Genomic DNA, 16,983 nt, shown 5'->3' on the forward strand with positions numbered 1-16,983 from the left:
CGTGGCGGCAGCCGCTGATGTAAACGTCCTCGTCCCGCCCCCTACCCATGAGTACGAAGCTGGCCTACGCTCCGATTGCGCCAGTGTTCACTGGCGCGGTTGCATGGGTCGTATGGAGGGCACGGGATGACCGAACACGAACACGAACGCGAGCATGTGCGGGTGGCGGTGATCGGGTCCGGGTTCGGGGGGCTGGGGGCCGCGGTGCGGTTGCGGCGCGAGGGCGTCACCGACTTCGTCGTCCTGGAGCGCGCCGACAGCGTGGGCGGGACCTGGCGGGACAACAGCTATCCCGGCTGCGCCTGCGACGTACCGTCCCATCTGTACTCGTTCTCCTTCGCGCCGAACGCCGACTGGCCGCGCACCTTCTCCGGGCAGGAGCACATCCGCGCCTACCTGGAGAACGTCGCGGACGTCTTCCGGCTCCGGCCGCACATCCGCTTCAACTCCGAGGTCAAGATGATGACCTGGGACGCGGAGCGGCTGCGGTGGGACATCGACACCACCGCCGGTTCCTACTCCGCCGACCTCGTCGTCTCCGCCACCGGGCCGCTGTCCGACCCCAAGATCCCGGACGTCCCGGGGCTCGACTCCTTCCCCGGCAAGGTCTTCCACTCCGCCCGCTGGGACCACGACTACGACCTGCGCGGCAAGCGCGTCGCCATGGTCGGCACCGGCGCCTCCGCGATCCAGATCGTGCCGGCGATCCAGCCCGACGTGCGGCGCCTCACCCTCTTCCAGCGCACCCCGCCCTGGGTGATGCCCCGGGTCGACCGCCCCATCAGCGCCGCCGAACGCGCCGTGCACCGCGCGCTGCCCTTCACCACCCAGGCCCGGCGCGGACTCCTGTGGGGGCTGCGGGAGTTGCAGGTCCAGGCGTTCACCAAGCGGCCCGACGAGCTGGGAATGGTCGAGCAGTTGGCCAAGCGGAACATGGCCCGCTCCATCAAGGACCCGGCCCTCCGCGCCCGGCTCACCCCCGACTACCGCATCGGCTGCAAGCGCATCCTGCTGTCCAGCACCTACTATCCCGCCCTCGCCCGGCCCAACGTCGATGTCGTGCCGAGCGGGTTGAGCGAGGTCCGCGGCTCGACCGTCGTCGCGGCCGACGGCACCACGGCCGAGGTCGACGCGATCGTCTTCGGTACCGGCTTCCACGTCACGGACATGCCGATCGCCGAACGGGTCGTCGGCGCGGACGGACGGTCGCTGGCCGAGGCCTGGCAGGGCGGGATGCAGGCCCTGCGCGGGGCCTCCGCGGCCGGGTTCCCCAACTGGATGACCATCATCGGGCCCAACACCGGCCTCGGGAACTCCTCCATGATCCTGATGATCGAGTCCCAGCTGAACTATCTCGCCGACTACATACGGCAGTTGGACGTCCTGGGCGGCCGCGTCGCCCTCGACGCCCGGCCGAGCGCGGTGAGCGCGTGGAACCGGCGCGTGCAGGACCGTATGAAGCGCACGGTGTGGAACACGGGCGGCTGCACCAGCTGGTACATGGACGCCTCCGGCGTCAACACCACTATCTGGCCCGGCACCACGGCCGAATTCCGCAAGGCCACCAGGCGAGTCGACCTCACGGAGTACGAGGTGGTCCGGGCGAAGACCGAAAGGAAGGCGGAGGTCGAGGCGGAGGTGGCGAGCGCGTGAGCCGTCTCATGCACGTTGCCTCCGGGCCGTACGCCCCGCCCGTCCCCGCCCGCGAACTCACCGCCACCTCGGCCGACGGCTCCCGGCTGCACGTCGAGGTGCACGGCCCCGAGGACGCGCCCGCCGTCGTCCTCGCGCACGGCTGGTGCTGCTCCACGGCCTTCTGGGCCGCGCAGATACGGGACTTGGCCGTCGAACACCGCGTCATCGCCTACGACCAGCGCGGGCACGGGCGCAGTCCGGTGGCCGTCGCGCACAGTACCGACGCGCTCGCCGACGACCTGGAAGCCGTACTGGAGGAGACGCTCGCGCCCGGGGAGAAGGCCGTGGTCGCGGGGCACTCCATGGGCGGGATGGCCGTGCTGGCGGCTGCCGGGCGGGCGCGGTTCCGGGAGCACGTGGTGGCCGTTCTGCTGTGCAGTACGGGGAGTTCGCGGCTGGTCGACGAGTCGCTCGTGGTGCCGTTGCGGGCCGGGCGGATGCGGACCCGGCTGACCCGGAAGATACTGGGGACGCGGGCACCGCTCGGGCCGGTCACGCCGACCGCGCGGCGGATCCTCAAGTACGGGACGATGGGCCCCGGTTCGGCCCCGCACATGGTCGAGGCGTGTGCGCGGATCGTGCACGCGTGTCCGCGGGCGGTGCGGTACGCGTGGTCGCGGGTGCTTGATTCGCTCGATCTTGACGGCGGGGTACGGGAGTTGGCGGTGCCGACGGCCATTGTCGTCGGTACGGCGGACCGGATGACTCCGCCGGTGCATGCGCGGGCGTTGGTCGCCGCGTTGCCCAACTGCGTTGGGATCACCGAACTTCCCGGGCTCGGTCATATGACGCCCGTCGAGGCGCCGGAGCCGGTCAGCGCGAAGATCCGTGAACTGGCCGCGACGTACGTGCAGTTCAGCCAGGGCGATCAGGTCAAGGAGGGTGCATGAGCAGCAGGGTGAGTCTGGAAGGGCAGGTCGCGGTGGTGACCGGGGCCGCACGGGGTGTCGGGGAGTTGCTCGCCCGCAAACTCTCTGCGCGCGGGGCCAAGTTGGCGCTCGTCGGGCTGGAACCGGACGCGCTGAAGCAGGTCTCCGAGCGGCTGCACACCGACAGCGATCACTGGTACGCCGATGTCACCGATCACGAGGCGATGGCTCGGGTCGCGGCCGAGGTCAAGGAGCGGTTCGGGAAGGTCGACATCGTCGTCGCCAACGCCGGTGTAGCCAACGGCGGGCCCTTCCTCGACTCCGATCCGGTCGCCTGGCGGCGGGTGATCGAGGTCAATCTGATCGGGTCGGCCGTGACCGCGCGGGCGTTTCTGCCGGTGCTGATGGAGAGCCGGGGGTATCTGCTGCAGATCGCCTCGCTGGCCGCGATCACGCCGGCGCCGATGATGACCGCGTACTGCGCGTCCAAGTCCGGCGTCGAGGCGTACGCGCACAGTCTGCGGGCCGAGGTCGGTTACAAGGGGGTGCGGGTCGGGGTCGGGTATCTGTCCTGGACCGACACGGACATGGTGCGGGGGGCTGATCAGGACGCGGTCATGCGGGAGTTGAGGGAGCGGTTGCCCTGGCCGTCGAACAAGACGTATCCGCTGGGGCCGGCCGTGGATCGGATCGTCGCCGGGATCGAGCGGCGGTCCAGTCATGTGTACGGGCAGTGGTGGTTGCGGGGGATGCAGGGGGTGCGGGGGTATCTGCCGGGGGTCATCGGGTCGGTGGGGCAGCGGGAGATGCGGCGGTTCGGGTCTCGGCTGGAGGGGATGCGGTCGGGGCTTGTGGGGGCGGGTGGGGCGGCGGACGAGGCGGCTCGGGCCACGGCCCGTGTCACGGAGGGTGACTGATCGAAATGCGCGCTTTGTTCTGGCGTGTGAATCTGGTCGAGGCCCCACCTGGGGGCCCCGCAAATCCCCCCCCCATCAGTACGGGAGTGAACCCACATGGGTATGAAGGACCAGTTCCAGGACAAGGCCAAGGACCTCGCGGACAAGGCCAAGGACCGTATGGACCAGGGCAAGGACCAGGCGCGGGACCGTGGTCAGCAGCGGGACGAGGACGTTGAGCGTACGGGGCAGGGTGCGCGGGAGCGTATGGATCAGGAGATGGACCAGGACTACGACGCGTAGTTGAGGTCTGGTTGCGTGGGGCGCCCTGTGTTTGGGGGCGCCCCACGTTGCGTTGTCGGGTGCGGGTTCGGTGGGGGCTGGGTGCGCGGTTCCCCGCGCCCCTGAAAGAAGGGAGTTGGCGTTCCCTTCTCAAGAGCGCGGCGGCAGTTTCGGTCTGCTTCGGTCCGGGACGGATGAGTAGTCGGGCGGGGTTGCCGCCGGGTGGAGGGACAGTAGGTCCAGGGCCAGTTTGATGGCGTCGTCCAGCTGTGCGTGGCGGCCCTCTGCCCAGTCCAACGGGGTGCGGAGGATCTCCAGGTCCGGGGTCACGCCTCGGTTTTCCACCGACCAGCCGTACGCGTCGAACCAGGCGGCGTTCATGGGGACCGTGATCACCGTGCCGTCGCCGAGTTGGTGGCGGCCGGTCATGCCGACCACTCCGCCCCAGGTTCGTTGGCCTACCACCGGGCCGAGTTTGAGGAGTTTGAAGGCGGCAGTGATCATGTCGCCGTCCGAGGATGTCGCCTCGTCGGCGAGGGCAACCACCGGGCCCCTGGGGGCGTTCGACGCGTACGACACCGGTTGGGCGTTGCGGGTCAGGTCCCAGCCCAGGATCGTGCGGGTGAGTTTCTCGACCACCAGCTCGCTGATGTGGCCGCCCGCGTTGCCGCGGACGTCGACGATGAGGGCCGGGCGGGACACCTCAAGGCGCAGGTCGCGGTTGAACTGGGCCCAGCCGGAGCCGCCCATGTCGGGGATGTGGAGGTAGCCGCAGTGGCCGCCGCTCAACTCCCGTACCACCGCCCGGCGTTTGGCCACCCAGTCCTGGTAGCGCAGAGGGCGTTCGTCGATGAGGGGGACCACGGCGACTCTGCGGGCCCTGCCCTCGCCCTCGGCCGGGGTGAAGGTCAGCTCGACCGTTGTGCCGCCCGCGCCTGCCAACAGGGGGTAGGGGCCGGTGAGTTCGTCCACCGGCCGGCCGTCCACGTGGGTCAGGATCGCGCCCTCGCGGATGCCGGTACCGGCCAGCGGAGAGCGGGCCTTGGAGTCCGAGGACTCGCCGGGGAGGATGCGCGCCACCGTCCAACCGCCCTCCCTGCGCACGAAGTTGGCGCCCAGCAGGCCCTGTCGGCGCTGGTAGTGGGGCGGGCCCTCGTTGCGGCGGGACGCGGTGACGTAGGCGTGGGACGTGCCCAACTCGCCCAGGACTTCGCGGAGCAGGTCCGCGAAGTCGTCCGGGGATGCCACCCGCTCGATCAGCGGGCGGTACTGGTCCAGGACCCCGGTCCAGTCGATGCCGCACATCCGCGGGTCCCAGTAGTACGCGCGGATCAGGCGGCCCGCCTCCTCGTACGACTGGCGCCATTCGGCGGGCGGGTCCACCTCGTGGAGGATGCGGCGGAGGTCGATCCAGACCGTCGAGTCGCTGTCGCCGGACTCCGTCGAAGGGACCGCGCGCAGTTCGTCCTCGTCGACCACGACCAGGCGTGAGCCGTCGCCGCTCACCGCGAACCAGTCGAGGTGGTCGACCAGTTCGGACTTCTTCGCCTTGCTGATGTTGAAGTATTCGAGGGTCGGACGGCCGCTGGTGTCGTCCGGGTTGGCGAAGGTCTCGCCCAGCGCGCCCGAGATCGGCCAGCGCAACCAGACCAGTCCGCCGCCCGAAACCGGGTACAGGGCCGAGTACTTGGAGGCGGACACGGGGAAGGGCGTCACCCTGTTCTCCAGTCCTTCCACCTCCACGGTCACCGTGCCGTCCGCACCGTCGTCGTCCTCCGCCGCGTCCAGGCCCCCGGCGGCCGGACGGCCCTCCGGGGTCAGCGCGAACGGGGAGGGCGTGGCCGAGGAGAGGGGGACGAGGTAGGGGCGGCAGCCGAGCGGGAAGGACAGGTCGCCGGTGTGGACGTCGTAGACCGGGTCGAAGCCGCGCCAGGAGAGGAAGGCGAGGTAGCGGCCGTCCCGCGTGAAGACCGGATTCTCGTCCTCGAAGCGGCCGTTGGTGACGTCGACGATCAGACGGTCCTTTATCCGCGCCATCTTGATCTGGCGGAGCGAGCGGCCGATGCCCGGGTGGGACCAGGTCAGCCAGCTGCCGTCCGGAGAGAAGGCCAGGTCCCGTACCGGGCCGTTGATCGAGCGGATCAGCTCCGTCACCTCGCCGTTGGAGTCCTCCGTGGCGTCCAGGAGCAGGAGCCGTCCGTCGTGGGCCGCGATCGCGAGGCGCTCGCCGGCCGGGTCCGACACCAATTCCAGTACGCGGCCCACCTCGCCGGAGGCGAGTCGGCGGGGCTCGCGTTCTCCCGAGGCGCGGGGGAGGTAGGCGATCTCGATCGCGTCCTCGCCGTCCGCGTCGGTGACGTAGGCGACCTGTCCGCCGCTGCCGAGCATCTCGGGCAGGCGGACCCGTACGCCGGGGGTGTCGGTGATGGTGCGGGCGGGGCCGTCGCGGTGGGTCAGCCAGTACAGGCTGCCGCGTACGACGACGGCGCTCGCGCGGCCCGTCTCGTCGACCGAGATGCCGTCGACGTGCTGGGCGGCGGGTACCTGGTAGGTACGGCGGCCCGCGCGCGGGCCGCTCAACCGCACGTCCAGCTTGCGGGGGACCGATGTCGGGGAGAGGTCGTCGACGATCCACAGGTCACCGGCGCACTGGTACACGACCCGGGTGCCGTCGCTCGCCGCGTGCCGGGCGTAGAAGGCGTCGTGATCGGTGTGGCGCCGGAGGTCGGAGCCGTCGTAGGAGCAGGAATAGAGGTTGCCGATGCCCTCGTGGTCGGAGAGGAAGGCGATGCGGCCGTCGACGAACATGGGGGAGTGCAGGTGGCCTTCGAGGTCGGCGAGCAGGCGGCGGCCGTGCAGCCAGAGGCGGCCCATGGCGCCGCCGCGGTAGCGCTTCCAGGCGGCCGGTTCGTGCGGCGGGGTGCCGGTCAGGAGCAGGGTCTGGAGTTCGCCGTCGACGTCGGCGAGCTGGATGTCGGAGACCGGGCCCCAGGGGAGACGGCCGCCGGGGTCGCCGTCGGTGGGGACCTTGTGGGCCCAGGTGAAGTACGAGAACGGCTCGCCGTGCGAGGCCACGGCGAGGATGTCGCCGTCCGGGGTCCAGCCGCAGACCTGGGTGTCGGCGCTGCCCCAGTACGTGAGCCGGCGGCCGGGGCCGCCCTCGACCGGCGCGAGATGGATCTCCGGGACCAGGCTGCGCCAGCTCGTGTACGCGATGTGGCGGCCGTCGGGCGAGAAGCGGGGGTGGCCGACCTTCGTGCGGTCGACGGTGAGCCGCCAGGCGCGGCCCCTGCCGTCGAGCGGGGCCAGCCAGAGGTCGTCCTCGGCCACGAAGCTCAGGAGGTCGCCACTGAGGTGCGGCAGGCGCAGATAGCTCACCTCCCTATGCTTTTCCGGGGGACGGACCCGAGCAACTTATGAAAAATCGCCGGGGTGACTCGGCGGGCGGCTCGGCGGGTGACTCTCCACACGTACGAAACGGTTTCGTTTCGTTGGAGAGTGCGCTACATTCATGACTACGCGAGGCGGTACGAAACCGTCTCGTTCGGATCCGGAGAGGTGAGTGGCATGACTGAAGTCGCAACGGCGCGTCGCAGTCGCATCACACCCGAGCGCGAGGCCGAGCTGTACGCGGCCGTGCTCGAACTGCTCCGGGAAGTCGGCTACGACGCCCTCACCATGGACGCCGTGGCCGCCCGCACTCGTTCCAGCAAGGCGACGCTCTACCGCCAGTGGGGCGGCAAGGCCGAGCTGGTGGCCAAAGCGGTGCGGCACAACAAGCCCGGCGCATCGGCCGCCGCCGTCAACACCGGTTCGCTCAGGGGCGACTTCCACGCCCTCACGATGCGGTCGGACGACTGCGAGATGGAGCAGAACTCCGCGCTCATGCGGGGCCTGGCCATGGCGATGCACGGCAGCCCGGACCTCCTCAAGGCGTTCCGGGAACACCTCGTCGAACCCGAGATGGCGGAGTTCCAGACGATGCTCCGGCGGGCGATCGACCGGGGTGAGATCCGTGGCGACAATCCGGCGATCGAGTACATCGTGCACATGATGATCGGCGGGTTCGCCGCCCGCACCATGATCGACGAGCAGCCGCCCACCCAGGCCTTCCTGCTGTCGTACATCGACGCCGTGGTGCTCCCCGCACTGGGCGCACCCGTACCCACCACCTGAACGACCCACAGCACGCCCACCTGACGTAACCGCTCACGTCGTCGGGCCGATCAACCGTGTCCCCAACCGGTCGATCACCCCTGCCCCGAAGAACCCCACGACCTGACCGGGAGTACGCCCTCGTGGCCACGTTCCTCTACAAAGTCGGCCGGCTCGCCTTCAGGCGACGGCACTACGTCGCCCTTCTATGGATCGCGCTGCTGACGCTCGCGGGAGTCGGCGCGGCCAGCGCGCCCGCGGCGGGCTCCACCTCCTTCTCCATACCCGGGACCGAGGCCCAGAAGGCCTTCGACCTGCTGGACCAGCGCTTCCCCGGCTCCAGTTCGGACGGCGCCACCGCGCGTGTCGTCTTCAAGGCGCCGAGCGGCGAGAAGATGACCGACGCCGGCAACAAGGCGACCGTCGAGAAGACGGTGAAGGAGCTGGCCGACGGCTCCGAAGTCGTCTCCGTCTCCGACCCGTTCACCACGAACGCCGTGAGCAAGGACGGGACGGTCGCCTACACCTCGGTGAAGTACGACGTCGCCGGCATGGAACTCAAGGACGCCAGCAAGAACGCCCTGGAGGACACCGCGTCCCAGGCCCGGGCCACCGGGCTGACCGTCGACGTCGGCGGTGACGCGCTCCAGGCCGCCGCGGAGATGGGCGTCGGCGAGATCATCGGTATCGCCCTGGCCGCCGTCGTCCTGCTCATCACTCTGGGTTCGCTGGTCTCGGCCGGCCTGCCGCTGCTGACGGCGATCATCGGGGTGGGGATCGGCGTCTCGACGATCACGGTCCTGGCGAAGACGCTGGATCTGGGATCGACGACCTCGACGCTGGCGATGATGATCGGCCTCGCCGTCGGCATCGACTACGCGCTGTTCATCGTGTCCCGCTACCGGGCCGAACTGGCCGAGGGCCGCGAACGCGAGGACGCGGCCGGCCGGGCCGTCGGCACCGCGGGTTCGGCGGTGGTCTTCGCCGGTCTCACGGTCGTCATCGCGCTGGCCGGTCTCGCGGTCGTCAACGTGCCGATGCTGACCAAGATGGGTGTCGCGGCGGCGGGCACTGTCGTGGTCGCGGTGTTCATCGCCCTGACCATGATCCCGGCGCTGCTCGGCTACGCGGGCCGCAGGATCAAGCCCACCGGCGAGAAGGCCAAGTGGCTGGGCGGCGGCAGCGCCAAGGAAGCGGACAAGGCGGCCAGGCCGAACATGGGCACCCGCTGGGCGAGCTTCGTCGTACGGCGTCCCGCCGCCGTCCTGATCCTCAGCGTGCTCGGCCTCGGCGCGATCGCGCTGCCGGCCAGCCAGTTGCAGCTGGGTCTGCCCGACGACAGCTCGCAGCCGACGTCCACCACCCAGCGACGGGCCTACGACCTCCTCGCGGAGGGCTTCGGTCCCGGCTTCAACGGCCCGCTGATGATCGTCGTGGACGCCAAGAACAGCGACGCGCCCAAGGCCGCCGCCACCACGGTGACCGACAAGATCAAGACCCTCGACGACGTGGTCTCGGTCAGTCCGGCCATGTTCAACAAGGCCGGTGACACCGCGACGATCACCGTCGTGCCCGACTCCAAGCCGTCGTCGGTCACCACCGAGGACCTGGTGCACTCCATCCGTGACGAGGGCGCCGGCATCAAGGCCGACACGGACGCGCAGGTGCTGGTCACCGGCACCACGGCGATGAACATCGACTTCTCGCAGAAGCTCAACGACGCCCTGATCCCGTACCTGGCCCTGGTGGTCGGACTCGCCTTCCTGCTCCTGATCGTGGTCTTCCGCTCGATCCTGGTTCCGCTGAAGGCGGCCCTCGGCTTCCTGCTCAGCGTGCTCGCCTCGCTCGGCGCGGTCGTCGCCGTCTTCCAGTGGGGCTGGCTGGCGGGCCTGATCGGTGTGGAGGAGACCGGTCCGATCATGTCGATGATGCCGATCTTCCTGGTGGGCGTGGTCTTCGGCCTGGCGATGGACTACGAGGTGTTCCTCGTGACCCGGATGCGCGAGGCCTACGTCCATGGCGAGAAGCCCAGCCAGGCCGTCGTCACCGGGTTCAGGCACGGTGCCCGGGTCGTCACGGCCGCGGCGGTCATCATGATGGCGGTCTTCGCCGGCTTCATCACCTCCAGTGAGTCCATGGTCAAGATGATCGGCTTCGGCCTGGCGGTCGCCGTCTTCTTCGACGCGTTCGTGGTCCGCATGGCGATCGTCCCGGCGGTGCTGGCCCTGCTCGGCAACCGTGCGTGGTGGCTGCCGAAGTGGCTGAACCGGATACTGCCGAACGTGGATGTCGAGGGCGAGGGCCTGCGCGAGCTGGACTCCAAGGACTCGGATCCCGACGAGGACCGGGAGTTGGTCCGGGCCTGAGGCGGCTGCCGCGAGGCACTGAGGCACCGGGCAACTGATCTGCCGCGTCACCGAGTTCGGGTGGCGCGGCAGATCGCGTCGGTCGCGGGGCCGGTTTGGGCCGAGCGGATGTCAGTGGGCCGCACTAGCGTGTTGAGCATGACCACACTCACAGAACGCCCCAACACCGCACTCCTGGTGATCGACGTCCAGGTCGGTGTCGTGGCCGACGCGTACGGGCGTGACGCGGTCGTCGCCAACATCGCCGGACTCGTCGACAGGGCCCGTGAGGAATCCGTGCCGGTCGTCTGGGTCCAGCACTTCGACGAGAACGTGCCTAAGGGCAGCGAGGCCTGGCAGTACGTCCCCGAACTGACCCGCCGCGACCCCGAACCCCTCGTCCCCAAGAGCTACCCCGACTCCTTCGAGGGCACGTCCTTGGAACAGGTACTGGCCGAGGCGCGGGTCGGACGCCTCGTGGTGGCCGGCGCGTCCACCGACGCCTGCATCCGCTCCACGATCCACGGCGCCTTCGTGCGGGGCTACGACGTGACACTCGTCAGCGATGCCCACACCACGTCGGACTTGAGTGGGTGGGGTGCGCCGCCGCCGGAGCAGGTCATCGCCCACACGAACTTGTACTGGAAGTACCACGAGGCGCCGGGTCGTACGGCTGCTGTCGCTCAGGCGAAAGAAGTCACCTGGTCGTAGGGCCGCTCCAGCCCGTTTCAGAAGCGAGCGAGCGGCCCGGAAGGACGGGTGGCCAAGGTGGGCGGGCCCCTGTCTGTACTGCGTTCCGGGCCGGTGCGAGGGGACGCGTCCGTGTCTCGCCAGCACGCGGGGTCGGCTCAGCGGCCAACCCCGCGTGGGTGGTTGCTGGAAGCTGGGGGTAAATCTCACCACCGTCGCGACCTTTGACTGGTTAGAAGAGACCCCGGCCTCCAGAGGAGACAGGGTGGGGGTGGAGGGAGGTGGGTCCGCAAAATGTGACACTTCCGCTTCGGCTGTCACATTTCTACGGACCGGTTGCCCCCCGGGGGAGTCAATCGACGGATGGGCAGCCATCACCGGGGCCATCACCCGGGCCGCCAACCGGAACTGGCCCGGAGCCCCCTTCCGCGCCCCTGGACCAGAACCGCCCGGCGTGATGGCGAGGGGCGAGCTCGTTCCCCTCACACCGGCCCGGTACGCAGTACAGGTGGGGGGATGCGTACCTGGGCCACCCATTCCTCGGGGCCGCCCGCTCGCTTCTCGTAATCCCGACACTGGCCAAGAAGCGGGCGGTCCGACGGTCGGAACTCAGTCGCAGGCCCAGTACACCCACCGCTACCGTGCCCCCATGAGCATGAACAACACCGAAGACGACAACACCGGCGCCAACCCCCGATTCGCCGCGGTGCTACGGGAGTTGGGGCTCGCGGATCTGCTGGGTCGTATTCGGCGGTTTCCGGACGCCACCCGTACCGCAGCCGAGGCCGCCGCCGCGATCGGATGCGAGCTGAGTGAGATCTGCAAGTCGTTGATCTTCGCGGCGGACGGGGTCCCGGTACTGGTGCTCATGGACGGGGCGTCCCGGGTGGATGTGGAGCTTGTCCGGCGGGAACTCGGGGTGGAGAAGGTCACTCGGGCCAAGGTGGACGTCGTACGGGAGACGACCGGGTATGCCATCGGGGGCGTGCCGCCCTTTGGGCACCGTACGAAGACTCGTGTGCTCGCCGATCGTTCGCTGCTCGCGCACGACGTCGTGTGGGCCGCCGCCGGCAATCCGCATGCCGTGTTCCCCATGGAGCCCAAGGAGCTTGTCGCGTACGCCGGTGCCACCCTCGTGGATGTGCGCGAGCAGTCCTCGTGACTCCGGAGGTCGCCGCCGCCGTCCTGCTCGCCGCTGTCACCCACGCCTGCTGGAACGCCCTCGCCCACCGCATCACGGACAAGCTCGTCGGCTTCACGCTCATCGCGGGCGGCGGGACGGTGATCGGGTTGGCGTTGGCGCCGTTCGCGGCGTTTCCGGCGGCGGGAGCATGGCCGTATCTGATCGTGTCGGGTGTCATCCACGTCGTGTACTTCCTGCTGCTGATGAAGTCCTTCCAACTGGGGGACTTCGGGCAGGCGTACCCCATCGCGCGCGGCACGGCGCCCCTCCTCGTGACCGTGCTGGCCGCCGTCTTCGCCCACGAGGTGCCGAACGCCTGGGCCGCCGCCGGCATCGCCCTGTCGTGCACGGGCCTGACCGGCGTCGCCCTGTGGGGAATGCGCGGGCGACGGCCCAACTGGCCTGCGATCGGCGCTGCGTTGGCGACGGGGGTGTCGATCGCCGCGTACACCGTCGTCGACGGACTGGGCGTACGTGCCTCGGGGTCCTCGCTCGGGTACATCTCCTGGCTGATGGTGATCGAGGGCCTGGTCATCCCGGCGTACGCACTACACCGCTGGCGAGGCCAATTCGCCGCGAAACTAAGGCCGTTCGCCACCGTCGGCTTCCTCGGCGCGGCCCTGTCCTTCACGGCATACGGCCTCGTCCTGTGGGCCCAGACCCGCGCCGAACTCGCCCCGATTGCCGCCCTGCGCGAGTCGTCGATCATCGTCGGCGCGGCGATCGGCACCGTCTTCTTCAAGGAGCGGTTCGGCGCGCCCCGTATCGCCGCCGCATTGCTGCTCGTGGCCGGGATCGGGATGATGTTGCGGGCGAGTTGACGGGTCGGAGTCCTCGTCCGTTCTTTGCCGGGCCATGCTTCTGGTTCCGGTGTGTCCCTGCCAGCCTGGGAGGTCAGGTGACTTGGCCGGCTCGCGGGTGAGGGAAGCGTGGGAGACGTCGCGGTGCGGGTGGACGGTGTCTTCGGCGGGCGGTTGAAGTGGCGCTCCCGCCGTGTCGTCCGCGAGGCCCGTCGCCGGGGCTGGATTGGCCTGTTGATTCAGGTGGACCTGCGCGACCCTCCCCGCAGCATGTCGCCCAAAGTGGTGCCGACTGTCCGTCAGGGACGGCGTACCGCCACCGCGTCCACCTCGAACAGCATCCCGGGCAGGGCGAGGGACGCGACGCCGCTGAGGGTCTGGGCCGGGAGGCGGTCGCCGAAGTTTGCGTGCAGGGCCTTGCCCAGGGTTTCGAGCTTGGTGAGGTCGTGGTCGACGATGAACGTGCCCAGGCGGACCACGTGTTCGAAGTCCAGGTCCACTCCCGCCAGCGCTGATCGCAGGCGGGTGAACGCCAACTCCACCTGTGCCGCGAAGTCGCCCGGTACCGGTGTGCCCGTCTCGTCGGAGGCGTACTGGCCGGCGATGAAGACGAGTTCACCGGGTGCCGAGACCGCGTGGCTGTAGCCGAACGGGGTCGGGTCGTGGAGCGTGGGCGGGTTGGTGATCGTGCGGGCGTCGGTGGAGGGGGCGGTGGCGGTGTCGGCGTTCTTGGGCGTCATGGACGGGGAACCCTTCGGTCGGGCCGGTTCATTCCGCTGATGCCAAAGATGTCCGTACCGCCCGTACCAGCGCCTGCGCTCTCGGGTCCGCCGTCACGCTCTTGCGGAAGCCGTTCGTGACGTAGCCGAACGCGATGCCCGACTCGGGGTCCGCGAAGCCCAGTGCGCCGCCTCGGCCCGGGTGGCCGAAGGAGGTCTCCGAGAGGAGAGGGGACGCGCTGCCGTGCAGCATGTAGCCCAGGCCGAAGCGGGTGTTCACGATGAGGACGCGGTCCGGGCCCGACGAGCGTTCTGCGCGGGCCAGTTGGACCGTCGCGGGGGTGAACAGGCATACCCCGCCGTCGACTTCACCGATCAGTGACGCGTAGAAACGGGCCAGGCCGTCCGCCGTCGCGATGCCGTTCGACGCGGGGAGTTCGGCCGCCCGGTACGCCGGGTCGTTCTCGTCCGGCATCGGGGTGATCGCCCCGAACGCGCGCCGGGTGAGGGAGTCGGGGTTCGCGTACGCCTCGGAGACCGAGCGCTTGGGGCGGGTGCGGAGAGCGCTCGCGTCCGTTGTCGCGGCTTCCAGCTGTGCGACCCGGCCCACCCGGTTCGCCGAGGACGCCGGCAGGCCCACCCACAGGTCCGCCCCGACCGGGCCCGCGATCTCGCCCGCGATCCACTCGCCGATCGACCTGCCCGTCACCCGGCGAACCAGTTCACCGGTCAGCCAGCTGTACGTCTGCGCGTGGTACCCGTGGTCCGTGCCCGGCTCCCAAGCCGGTGCCTGCGCCGCCACCGCCGTCGCGCTGAGCACCGGGTCGGCGGCCTGCTCCGGGGTCAGCGGGCGGTCCAGCACCGGCACGCCCGCGCGGTGGGCCAGCAGGTGCCACACCAGGGTGCGCTCCTTGCCGGCCGCCTTGTACTCAGGCCAGTACTCGCCCACCGGAGCGTCCAGGTCCAGTTCCCCGCGCTGCGCCAGCAGCAGGAGTACGCCGGCTGCCACGCCCTTCGTCGCCGAGCGGACGATCTGGGCCGTGTCCTGTTCCCAGGGCTCGGTGCCGTCCACGTCCTTCGTGCCTGCCCAGAGGTCCACGACCCGGTGCCCGTGCCGGTACACCGTCACCGCCGCGCCCCGGTCCCCGCGCGCCTCGAAGTTCCGTACGAACGCGTCCCTGACCGGCTCGAAGCCCTCGGCCACCACGCCGTTCACGTCCACGTCCGCGCTCCCAGTTCTGCCGTCCGGCCTCTCTCTCAACCAAGCAGGATCGTCACGTCGATGTTCCCGCGGGTCGCGTTCGAGTACGGGCAGACCTCGTGCGCCGCGTCCACCAGCTTCGCCGCGATGTCCTGGTCGAGGACCGGCAGGGACACGCTCAGGGCGACCGCGAGGCCGTAGCCGCGCTGCTTGTTGGGGCCGATGCCGACCTTCGCGGCGACCGTGGAACCGGTCAGGTCGAAGCCCGCCCTACGGCCGACCAGGACCAGCGCGTTGTGGAAGCAGGAGCTGTAGCCGGCCGCGAAGAGCTGTTCGGGGTTGGTGCCGTTGCCGTCGCCGCCCAGCGCCGGGGGCATCGCGACCTGGAGGGCGAGCTGGCCGTCCTGGCTGCTGACGAAGCCGTCCCGGCCGCCGTGGGCGGTGGCCTCGGCGACGTACATGATCTTCGTCGGGCGGGTGTCGACAGCGGTGTCGGTGGTGACAGCGGTGTCGTCGGTCATGGCGGGACCTCCCCCGGGGACGGAAAGCACGAGCGCGCGCGGCTCCTTCGCGCCCAAGATACTGACCGGTAGCACAGCCGTGTCCACCCGGGGGTGATGACCGTCGGTAACGTCACGCGCCCATCGTCACGGACCGCGGGTCGAACCCGAAGGGCAGCTCCAGGCGATGCGCCCGCATCAACGCGTCGTCGGAGAGGAGCTCGCCGGTCTTCCCGTCCGCCGCGATCACGCCCTCGCTGAGGACCAGCGCGCGCGGGCACAACTCCAGTGCGTACGGCAGGTCGTGGGTGACCATGAGGACCGTCACGTCCAACGACCGCAGGATGTCGGCCAGTTCGCGACGGGAGGCGGGGTCGAGGTTGGAGGAGGGCTCGTCCAGGACGAGGATCTCCGGTTCCATCGCCAGGACTGTGGCGACCGCGACGCGCCGCCTCTGCCCGAACGACAGGTGGTGCGGGGGACGGTCCGCGAAGCCCGCCATCCCGACCAACTCCAGTGCCGTACGCACCCGTTGCTCCAGCTCGGCGCCCTTCATCCCGGCCGCCGCCGGGCCGAACGCCACGTCCTCCCGGACCGTCGGCATGAACAGCTGGTCGTCGGGGTCCTGGAAGACGATCCCGACCCGGCGCCTGATCTCCGCCATGTGCCGCTTGCCGACCGGGAGTCCGGCCACCGTCACCGTTCCGGCGCCGGCCGTGAGGATGCCGTTGAGGTGCAGGACGAGGGTGGTCTTGCCGGCGCCGTTCGGGCCGAGCAGGGCGACCCGTTCGCCGCGCGCGACAGTGAAGTCGACGCCGAACAGGGCCTGTTGGCCGTCGGGGTAGGCGAAGGCCAGCCCGGAGACCTCCAGCGAAAGCGAACCGGTCACAGCGTCCATCCCAACAGGCATACGGCAAGGGCGGTACAGGGCAGAGCGAAGGCGTACGACCACTGGGCCCGGGACGCCGTCACCTCGTCGATCACCGGCATCGAACCGGTGTAACCCCGGCTCACCATGGCCAGATGGACCCGCTCCCCGCGTTCGTAGGAGCGGATGAACAACGCGCCCGCCGACTTCGCGAGCACACCCCAGTGGCGGATGCCCCGGGCCTCGAAACCCCGTGACTCGCGGGCGATCCGCATCCGCCGCATCTCGTCCGTGATGACATCGCCGTAGCGGATCATGAAGGACGCGATCTGGACGAGGAGGGGTGGGAGCTTCAACCGCTGGAGGCCCAGGAGGAGTTCGCGGAGTTCGGTGGTCGCGGCGAGGAGGACCGAGGCGGCTACGCCCAAGGTGCCCTTCGCGAGGACGTTCCACGCGCCCCAGAGGCCGTTCACGCTCAACTGCACGCCCAGGACGGTCACTTGGTCGCCCTCCGCCACGAAGGGCATGAGGACCGCGAACGCCACGAAGGGGATCTCGATCAGCAGGCGGCGGAGGAGGAAGGCCGCGGGGACGCGGGCCGCGTACGCGACCAGCCCCAGCAGTACCGCGTACCCGCCGAACGCCCACATCGCCTCGCGCGGGGTCGACACCACGACCACCACGAAGGCGAAGACGGCGGCCAGTTTGGTGTGCGGGGGCAGCGCGTGGACGGGGGAGTGGCCGTGTCGGTAGAGGCGGTGGGCGTGGCCCGCGCCCATG

15 protein-coding genes are annotated in these 16,983 nt (G+C 70.0%); 9 read left to right on the top strand and 6 right to left on the bottom strand.

All coding sequences use genetic code 11. The features are described 5' to 3' along the window. Nucleotides 1-126 precede the first annotated feature (126 nt). The 4 genes from OG226_RS29140 to OG226_RS29155 all read left to right on the top strand — a co-directional run bounded on the left by OG226_RS29140 (nt 127) and on the right by OG226_RS29155 (nt 3,763). Nucleotides 127-1,653: a flavin-containing monooxygenase gene (locus tag OG226_RS29140; RefSeq protein WP_328682599.1), complete on the top strand. Its 1,527-nt coding sequence runs from the start codon at nt 127-129 to the stop codon at nt 1,651-1,653. Then, nucleotides 1,650-2,585: an alpha/beta fold hydrolase gene (locus tag OG226_RS29145; RefSeq protein ID WP_329350494.1), complete on the top strand. Its 936-nt coding sequence runs from the start codon at nt 1,650-1,652 to the stop codon at nt 2,583-2,585. The genes OG226_RS29140 and OG226_RS29145 overlap by 4 nt, the downstream gene beginning before the upstream one ends. Continuing rightward, the gene (locus OG226_RS29150) at nt 2,582-3,481 is read left to right on the top strand and encodes an SDR family oxidoreductase (protein ID WP_328682603.1); all 900 of its coding nucleotides are present in this window, start codon (nt 2,582-2,584) and stop codon (nt 3,479-3,481) included. The genes OG226_RS29145 and OG226_RS29150 overlap by 4 nt, the downstream gene beginning before the upstream one ends. A 96-nt stretch (nt 3,482-3,577) precedes the next feature. After that, nucleotides 3,578-3,763, top strand: coding sequence for a hypothetical protein (locus OG226_RS29155; RefSeq protein WP_328682605.1), 186 nt, complete (start codon nt 3,578-3,580; stop codon nt 3,761-3,763). Nucleotides 3,764-3,892: 129 nt separating this feature from the next. On the opposite strand, the gene OG226_RS29160 is transcribed toward OG226_RS29155, so the two are convergent. Continuing rightward, on the bottom strand, nt 3,893-7,120 hold the full coding sequence (locus OG226_RS29160) for a S41 family peptidase (RefSeq protein ID WP_329350495.1): 3,228 nt from the start codon (nt 7,118-7,120) through the stop codon (nt 3,893-3,895). A gap of 189 nt (nt 7,121-7,309) precedes the next feature. Between OG226_RS29160 and OG226_RS29165 the strand changes: the two genes are divergently transcribed. From OG226_RS29165 to OG226_RS29185, 5 genes are all read left to right on the top strand, one after another. Then, nucleotides 7,310-7,918, top strand: coding sequence for a TetR/AcrR family transcriptional regulator (locus OG226_RS29165; RefSeq protein WP_329350496.1), 609 nt, complete (start codon nt 7,310-7,312; stop codon nt 7,916-7,918). Between the two features lie 122 nt (nt 7,919-8,040). Next, complete coding sequence (locus tag OG226_RS29170) at nt 8,041-10,263, top strand: MMPL family transporter (RefSeq protein ID WP_329350497.1); 2,223 nt, start codon at nt 8,041-8,043, stop codon at nt 10,261-10,263. A gap of 138 nt (nt 10,264-10,401) precedes the next feature. After that, entirely contained in the window at nt 10,402-10,953 is a 552-nt protein-coding gene (locus tag OG226_RS29175) for a cysteine hydrolase family protein (RefSeq protein ID WP_329350498.1), read from the top strand. 628 nt (nt 10,954-11,581) lie between these two features. After that, the gene (locus OG226_RS29180; RefSeq protein WP_328682616.1) at nt 11,582-12,094 is read left to right on the top strand and encodes a YbaK/EbsC family protein; all 513 of its coding nucleotides are present in this window, start codon (nt 11,582-11,584) and stop codon (nt 12,092-12,094) included. Beyond that, nucleotides 12,091-12,936 carry a DMT family transporter gene (locus tag OG226_RS29185; protein WP_328682618.1) on the top strand — a complete coding sequence of 282 codons (846 nt, stop codon included), beginning with the start codon at nt 12,091-12,093 and terminating at the stop codon, nt 12,934-12,936. The genes OG226_RS29180 and OG226_RS29185 overlap by 4 nt, the downstream gene beginning before the upstream one ends. A gap of 278 nt (nt 12,937-13,214) precedes the next feature. On the opposite strand, the gene OG226_RS29190 is transcribed toward OG226_RS29185, so the two are convergent. The 5 genes from OG226_RS29190 to cbiQ form a co-directional block, all read right to left on the bottom strand. Next, a complete protein-coding gene (locus OG226_RS29190; protein ID WP_329350499.1) occupies nt 13,215-13,655 on the bottom strand; it encodes a RidA family protein in 441 nt (146 codons plus the stop codon). A 28-nt stretch (nt 13,656-13,683) separates the two neighbouring features. Then, nucleotides 13,684-14,856, bottom strand: a complete 1,173-nt coding sequence (locus OG226_RS29195) for a serine hydrolase domain-containing protein (RefSeq protein WP_329350500.1) — start codon at nt 14,854-14,856, stop codon at nt 13,684-13,686. Nucleotides 14,857-14,891: 35 nt separating this feature from the next. Next, nucleotides 14,892-15,356 carry an organic hydroperoxide resistance protein gene (locus OG226_RS29200; protein ID WP_328682622.1) on the bottom strand — a complete coding sequence of 155 codons (465 nt, stop codon included), beginning with the start codon at nt 15,354-15,356 and terminating at the stop codon, nt 14,892-14,894. A 112-nt stretch (nt 15,357-15,468) separates the two neighbouring features. Beyond that, nucleotides 15,469-16,233: an energy-coupling factor ABC transporter ATP-binding protein gene (locus OG226_RS29205; protein ID WP_329350501.1), complete on the bottom strand. Its 765-nt coding sequence runs from the start codon at nt 16,231-16,233 to the stop codon at nt 15,469-15,471. Beyond that, on the bottom strand, nt 16,221-16,982 hold the full coding sequence (gene cbiQ / locus OG226_RS29210; protein ID WP_329350502.1) for a cobalt ECF transporter T component CbiQ: 762 nt from the start codon (nt 16,980-16,982) through the stop codon (nt 16,221-16,223). Before cbiQ ends, OG226_RS29205 begins: the two co-directional genes overlap by 13 nt. Between the last annotated feature and the right edge of the window lies 1 nt (nt 16,983).

Source organism: Streptomyces sp. NBC_01261 (genome assembly GCF_036226385.1).
Classification (GTDB): Bacteria; Actinomycetota; Actinomycetes; order Streptomycetales; family Streptomycetaceae; genus Streptomyces.

Excerpts from the sequence above, each read along its gene's own strand:
- OG226_RS29140 (WP_328682599.1), top strand. The coding sequence starts at position 127 with ATGACCGAACACGAACACGAACGCGAGCATGTGCGGGTGGCGGTGATC.
- OG226_RS29150 (WP_328682603.1), top strand. The coding sequence starts at position 2,582 with ATGAGCAGCAGGGTGAGTCTGGAAGGGCAGGTCGCGGTGGTGACCGGG.
- OG226_RS29155 (WP_328682605.1), top strand. The coding sequence starts at position 3,578 with ATGGGTATGAAGGACCAGTTCCAGGACAAGGCCAAGGACCTCGCGGAC.
- OG226_RS29165 (WP_329350496.1), top strand. The coding sequence starts at position 7,310 with ATGACTGAAGTCGCAACGGCGCGTCGCAGTCGCATCACACCCGAGCGC.
- OG226_RS29175 (WP_329350498.1), top strand. The coding sequence starts at position 10,402 with ATGACCACACTCACAGAACGCCCCAACACCGCACTCCTGGTGATCGAC.
- OG226_RS29180 (WP_328682616.1), top strand. The coding sequence starts at position 11,582 with ATGAGCATGAACAACACCGAAGACGACAACACCGGCGCCAACCCCCGA.
- OG226_RS29190 (WP_329350499.1), bottom strand. The coding sequence starts at position 13,655 with ATGACGCCCAAGAACGCCGACACCGCCACCGCCCCCTCCACCGACGCC.
- OG226_RS29200 (WP_328682622.1), bottom strand. The coding sequence starts at position 15,356 with ATGACCGACGACACCGCTGTCACCACCGACACCGCTGTCGACACCCGC.
- OG226_RS29205 (WP_329350501.1), bottom strand. The coding sequence starts at position 16,233 with ATGGACGCTGTGACCGGTTCGCTTTCGCTGGAGGTCTCCGGGCTGGCC.
- cbiQ (WP_329350502.1), bottom strand. The coding sequence starts at position 16,982 with ATGGGCGCGGGCCACGCCCACCGCCTCTACCGACACGGCCACTCCCCC.